At 66.6% G+C, this 5,768-nt stretch carries 6 protein-coding genes and 1 tRNA gene; 4 read left to right on the forward strand and 3 right to left on the reverse strand.

Going from position 1 to position 5,768, the window contains the following annotated elements:
• The 3 genes from EB084_18180 to EB084_18190 form a co-directional block, all read right to left on the reverse strand.
• Window positions 1-284: hypothetical protein (locus EB084_18180; GenBank protein NDD30189.1), on the reverse strand; the 284-nt coding region annotated here is incomplete at its 3' end.
• A 252-nt stretch (window positions 285-536) separates the two neighbouring features.
• A tRNA-Gly gene (locus EB084_18185) sits at window positions 537-611 on the reverse strand.
• Window positions 612-664: 53 nt separating this feature from the next.
• Window positions 665-2,143 carry a hypothetical protein gene (locus EB084_18190; protein NDD30190.1) on the reverse strand — a complete coding sequence of 493 codons (1,479 nt, stop codon included), beginning with the start codon at window positions 2,141-2,143 and terminating at the stop codon, window positions 665-667.
• Here EB084_18190 and EB084_18195 point away from each other — a divergent pair.
• From EB084_18195 to EB084_18210, 4 genes are all read left to right on the forward strand, one after another.
• The gene (locus tag EB084_18195; GenBank protein ID NDD30191.1) at window positions 2,142-3,677 is read left to right on the forward strand and encodes a radical SAM protein; all 1,536 of its coding nucleotides are present in this window, start codon (window positions 2,142-2,144) and stop codon (window positions 3,675-3,677) included. The two genes, EB084_18190 and EB084_18195, sit on opposite strands and share 2 nt — an antisense overlap.
• Window positions 3,678-3,679: 2 nt before the next feature.
• Window positions 3,680-4,150, forward strand: coding sequence for an NUDIX domain-containing protein (locus EB084_18200; protein ID NDD30192.1), 471 nt, complete (start codon window positions 3,680-3,682; stop codon window positions 4,148-4,150).
• 76 nt (window positions 4,151-4,226) lie between these two features.
• A complete protein-coding gene (locus EB084_18205; GenBank protein NDD30193.1) occupies window positions 4,227-5,021 on the forward strand; it encodes an enoyl-CoA hydratase/isomerase family protein in 795 nt (264 codons plus the stop codon).
• Window positions 5,022-5,025: 4 nt separating this feature from the next.
• The coding region (locus EB084_18210; protein ID NDD30194.1) for a DUF2662 domain-containing protein at window positions 5,026-5,768 on the forward strand (743 nt) is incomplete at its 3' end.

Raw genomic sequence — 5,768 nt, forward strand, 5'->3', positions numbered from 1 at the left:
CCTCCGCCGTAGTAGCCGACCTGCTGCGCCTGGGCAGCGGGAGCCATGTATTCCTGCGCGCTCGCCGCGGTCGGCGCGAGCAGCCCGCCGCCCAGCACGGTGGCGCTCAGCATCAGCGCCGCAGCGGCCTTCTTGAATCCACCCAGGCCGCTCGAGGCCTCGGAGGCGCCGAGGACGGCGGTGTCGGTGGTTGCCGTGGCCGCGGCGGGGGCGCTGGATGCGTTTGCCCCCTGGGTCGCGAAAGTCGACGGGCCAGCGGTCTTGAAGGGCGAGATGATGCTCATGGTGCGTGCGTTTCCTTCGCGTGTGATGGAGTCTTTCGTACTCGCATCATCGCACGCCGCGCACGGACGTTGAAGGGGATTGTTGTTAACAGCCGACCGGATTTTTGTACGGTTTTCTTTCAGAAGCCGATTTTTTTGCGTTCTTTTGTAGGAATAACGATTTTTTTGCGCAAAAATAACGACGGCTTGATGATGGTCAGCGCGGTTGGTGAGAGAACGAGAGAAGCCCGCCAGACAGGCGGGCCTCTTCAGTGGAGCGGAAGACGGGACTCGAACCCGCAACCCTCAGCTTGGGAAGCTGATGCTCTACCATTGAGCTACTTCCGCGGGGGTCTGGCCATCATAGCACAGGTCGGGGGGGCAGGCAAGGCGCGCGCCCCTCAGAAGCGAACCTTGACCTCCGAGGTGACCTGGGGCTCGGTCAGGTTCAGCCCGTTGCGCGGCGTTCCTGTCGTGGTCACGTCGAACGGAGTGTTGTAGAAGCGGATGTTCACCTTCCAGCGCGTATCGGTGCTCAGCTTGTAGTCGAATCCGAGGTAGGGGGCGCCACGATCTTGCGAGAGGCTTGTGGCCCCCGTGTCGATTCCGCTGGCCACGGTGCCGGAGGCGCGGCTGTAGAGATAGCCGCCCTGTAGGCTCAGTGTGGGATTGACGTTGTAGCTCAGGTTCAGACGGGCGTCTTGAAGGTGAAGGCGGTCGAGGGTCGCTCCGTTTGCCGCACCGCTGGCCGAGCCAGCGTACCGCCATTCATTGACGTTGATCGCGAGGTCGAGCCCGCGAACGGGGAGTCGGTACGATGCGGTCGCCGATACATGGGTGTAGGTCGTCGAGACCGCGGCGCCAGCGCTTACGGGGCCGAGCAGCGTCGCCGTCGCGTCTCCCGCGGGCGGAGCAACGGCTCCCATCGGCGCCAGGCCTGGCGGACTCGGAGCGCTCAATGAGACACCCCAGGCCTTCTCTGACGCGGGCGACTCCGGCAGCGTCGTCAGGGGAGCGACTGCGCTGGTGGTCAGCATTCGCGTCTGGAGAGGGGCTCGCTTCGACGTCAGCGCGACGGGCGAGATGGGCTGCAACAGGGGGGAGGCGGGGAGCGCTGCCGCGGGTGCGTTCAGGCCCAGTCGGGCGAACGTCGCGGCAGAGAGCGCGGAGGGCCTCGACAGCAGAAGAGGGGCCGTTTGTGGCGCCAGGTTCTCGTGGATCGATGCAACGGCCCGCGCAGGCGACTCGCGCGGGGTGAAGGCGAAGTCGAGTGCGAGGCCTTCGTGGAGCGCGATGCGCACCACGGGGGGCAGCGCGCTGACGGGCGACGAGGTGAGCACCTCGCTTGCGGGTGTGCTTGTGCGCCACGAGATCAGGAATGCTGCGTCATCGGTTTGCGGAGGCGTGATGCGTGGACGCCCGCTGGGTTCCCAGTTGTCGGTGTCTCTGAGCGCGGGTGCGGAGAGGTGGCTCCAGAAAGCGTCGACGGCTCGCGCGCGCGCCAGGGTCCAGCGGCTCGAGCGGGGGAGCCCCCAGTCTGTGCTTTCGGAGAAGACGCGCACCGGCGAAAATGGCTGCGCCTCGGGGAGCGCGTGCGACGGAGAGAGGGGGCTTCCGAGGGAGGTGAGCTCGGGGGTGAGCTCGGCTTCCTGCCGCTTCACGACATCGGACGCCTCGGGCCCGAGGGTGCGCAGGCGCTGGGTGAGCAGCACGGCACGTTCGTAGCGCGAGAGCGAGCGGACGTCACGGAAGGTGCCGTCGAGCGGGGTGAAAGCGGCAAGCTCAGGCGTCGACGCCGCCGCGTGACGTGGAAACACAGACACTGCCAGCGCGGTGAGCGCAAGCAGGAATTGTAGACGACGGGCCACTGTCGCGCGCATGCGTCACGACCTCCACACCCAGTCTCTGCTACCGTTGCCTTCGGTCTCGTCTGCCAGATGGGCAGCCGGACCGCTCTCTCTCTTGGCTACCATGAATATACCACCGTGGGCCTCATACTTCAATATCGGCTCGAAGCGACCGAGATTTAGCGGGGAGGGTCGGTTCGGCGGAAGGAAGCGCCGCTGTGGCCCGGGGAACGTCAGCAGGAACCCGTGTCGTGCGTGTCTTCGCGCGCTCCTGGCGCCTTCCCACGGTCAGAGAGGTACAGCCATGCCAACCCCGTCCATGCTCACCGCCACAAAGCGTGGTGCAATCAGCGATGAAGCCGCCCACGCCGCCGTCGGCCGCAGCGGAAATCGAGTTCGCCCGGTGAAGAGCGCGGAGTGGTCTCCCATGCCGGAAGGCACCGTTCTGCACTATCTTCCCGACCGTCTTGCTCGGGGGCGCAACCGCAAGACCGGCAGCATCGAGACCGTCGCCGTCTCGGGTCGTGAACGCCACAAGGCGCTGGCCGTGGCGGCCGTTCTCCCCAACGGCTGGGCGCGCACCTTGCTCCCGGCCTACGAGGCCACCCCCGGCGCGGTGCGGCTCCCCTTCTTCGGATACACGGCGGTCGGATACCACGCGTCGAGCGATGAGATGTGGGTGGCGGCGGTGCAGACCGAAGACAACGTGCGCTGGTCCCCCTTTCAGTACGCGACGCCGGATCTCGCACAGACCGTGGCGCGGCGCAAGGCCGAAAGCCCGGGAAACCGCCTCCTCGCCCATCACGGGCACTGCGCCATCGACTACCAGTGCTACAATGCCCAGAACATCTTCTACCGACGCTGGGAGGGCGCCATCGCGGTGGCGGCAGCCTGCAACGCACGCTGCCACGGCTGCATCTCGCTCCAGCCGGATGACATGCCCCCATCGCCGCAGGAGCGTCTCGATTTCGTTCCCACGGTGGAGGAGATCGTGGAGATCGGCGTTCCGCACCTCGACGCGGGAGAGGCCATCCTGTCGTTCGGGCAGGGCTGCGAAGGCGAACCGCTTCTCAAGGCGCCGATCATCGCGCAGTCCATCAAGGCGATGCGAGCGCAGACCCAGCGTGGCACGCTCCACATCAACACGAACGGCAGCGATCCGGCAGCCATCTCGCGCCTCATCGACGCGGGTCTCGACTCGGTGCGGGTGAGCCTCAACAGCGTGACGCCGCAGCGCTACACAGACTACTACCGTCCCGCGAACTACGCGTTCGCAGATGTTGAGGAGACTGTGCGGAGGTGCCGTGCAGCGGGCCTGCAGGTCACCCTCAACCTTCTGTACTTCCCGGGGCTCAGCGATACCGAGGCAGAGCTTTCGGCGCTCGAGGCCTTCATCACCGCCCACGCCGTCGATCAGGTGCAGATGCGCAACCTCAACATCGATCCGGATCACTATCTCGCAACCCAGCCCCCGCTCGACGGCGAGGGCGTCGGTGTTCCCGAGATGGTGGAGCGCCTGCGCCGCATCTGCAAGGTCGGCAACGCAACGCCTCCGGTGCGCGATTGACCATGCCGTCCATTCACGTCGACATGGTTGCGGTCTATGTGTTCCGCCGCACGTCGACCATCGAGCTGCTGCAGCTTCGACGGGCCGAGCCCGCTGATGCCTATGCCGGCACCTGGCAGCCCATCTATGGTGGGGTGGAGCCGGGAGAGACCGCAGTGACGGCCGCGCTGCGTGAGCTGCTCGAGGAGACCGGTCTGCGACCGCTCCGGTTCCATCAGGTGGAGTTCCTGGAGACCTGCTACTTTCGCCCATACGATCGGATCTTGATGATGCCGGTGTTCGCCGCCGAGGTGGACGCAGGCGCAGAGGTGGCGCTCGACGCAGAGCACAGTGGCCATCGCTGGGTCTCGCGCGCGGGGGTGGCCGACGCTTTCTTGTGGCGATCGCAGCGCGAAGCAGTGGCCGTGCTGCTCGAGCAGCTCGATCACCTACGCCCCGCGAACGGCTTCCTCAACGTCGCCGTCGAGCCATGACGGTGAAGCAGGACCGCGCTCGGGCTGGCGGGAAGCCGCCGCCCCACACGATTCTCGACCAGCGGAGGTCAACCGGGTGAGCACGGCTCCCACAACCATCAACATCGACATCCAAGGGGGCGTCGCCCGCGTGACGCTTGCGCGCCCCGAGGTCCACAATGCCTTCAACGACACCATGATCTGCGAGCTGAGGCACGCCTTCACCGACCTGGGGCGTCGCGACGACGTGCGTGTCGTCGTGCTGGCGGGAGAGGGGCGATCGTTCTCCGCCGGGGCCGATGTCGAATGGATGCGCAGCGCCGCGCAGCGCACCGAAGCAGAGAACCTGGAAGACGCCGGTCGCATGGCGGCCATGCTCGGCGCCATCGATGGCTGCCCGAAGCCTGTTGTGGTTCGGGTGCAAGGAGCCGCGCTTGGCGGAGGCGTTGGCCTCATGGCCTGCGCCGACATCGTGGTGGCGACGCGTGACGCGCGGGTGGGAACCACCGAGGTGCGTCTGGGAATCCTCCCCGCGGTGATCTCACCGTTCGTGCTTCGAAAGATCGGATACGGTCGCGCCCGCGCCCACTTTCTCATGGGCGACCGCTTCGATGCGGCGTGGGCGTTCGAGATCGGTCTCGTGCATCGGCTGGTCGAACAGGAGGCCGATCTCGACGGCGCAGTCAACGAGGTGGTGGCGCAGCTGCTCGCGGGAAGTCCGGCCGCGCAGGCTGAGACGAAGCGGCTCCTCGGACGCCTGCTCGAGGCTTCGACGCCTGAGGCGCAGACGCCCATCACGGTGGAGACGATTGCGAGGGTGCGCGTGAGCGACGAGGGTCGTGAAGGCCTCGGTGCCTTCCTCGAGAAGCGCAAGCCGCGCTGGCTCGTCTAGCGAGGTGAGATTCCTCGAGCGGCTCGAGCGGGCACTCGAGCGTCTGGTGGAGGGCGGCGCTCAACCTTCTGTCAGAGGGCGGGTGCACCCGGTCGAGATCGGGCGTGAGGTCGCTCGGCGGCTTCGTACGGAACGCAAGCAGCTCGATGGCCGGGTGTGCGTGCCCAACATCTTCGAGGTGCGCCTGCAACGTCACGACCTCGAGGCGCTCGGCCCCCTTGCCGTGCAGGTCGAGGCAGAGATTGCGCGCGCGCTGCAGCGGGTGGTCGAGCAACGCGAATACGCCCTTCTCGGCCCTGTCATGGTTCGCCTGCGAGGCGACGACGAGATGCGCGGGGGGGGCGTTGCGGTCTCGGCGGGCTTCGAGCGTCTTCCCGGGGGACCAGCGTCAGCGATGGAGGGCATGCCCTCCCCAGATGAGGCGGTTCGCGCCTGTCTGGAAGGGCGTGAGGGCTTCTCACGCGGCAAGCGCTACGTGCTGGCACAGGACAGCATCGTCGTCGGGCGCACGCCCGACTGCGACGTTCAGGTGCCAGACGCGCGGGTCTCGAAGCGGCATGCAAGACTCACGTGGAACGGATCCACGTACTGCCTGACCACAATCGGGAGAAACGGAACAAGGATAAACAGCAGAGACGTCAGAACCACCATCGCGCTGCGCCACGGTGACGTGATCGCGCTGGGGGACTCGCTGCTCTGCTATTCCCTTATTCTCGACCCGCGTCCCCTTATTCTCGACCCGCGTCC

The sequence above is a fragment of the Pseudomonadota bacterium genome (assembly GCA_010028905.1).
Lineage (GTDB): Bacteria > Vulcanimicrobiota > Xenobia > RGZZ01 > RGZZ01 > RGZZ01.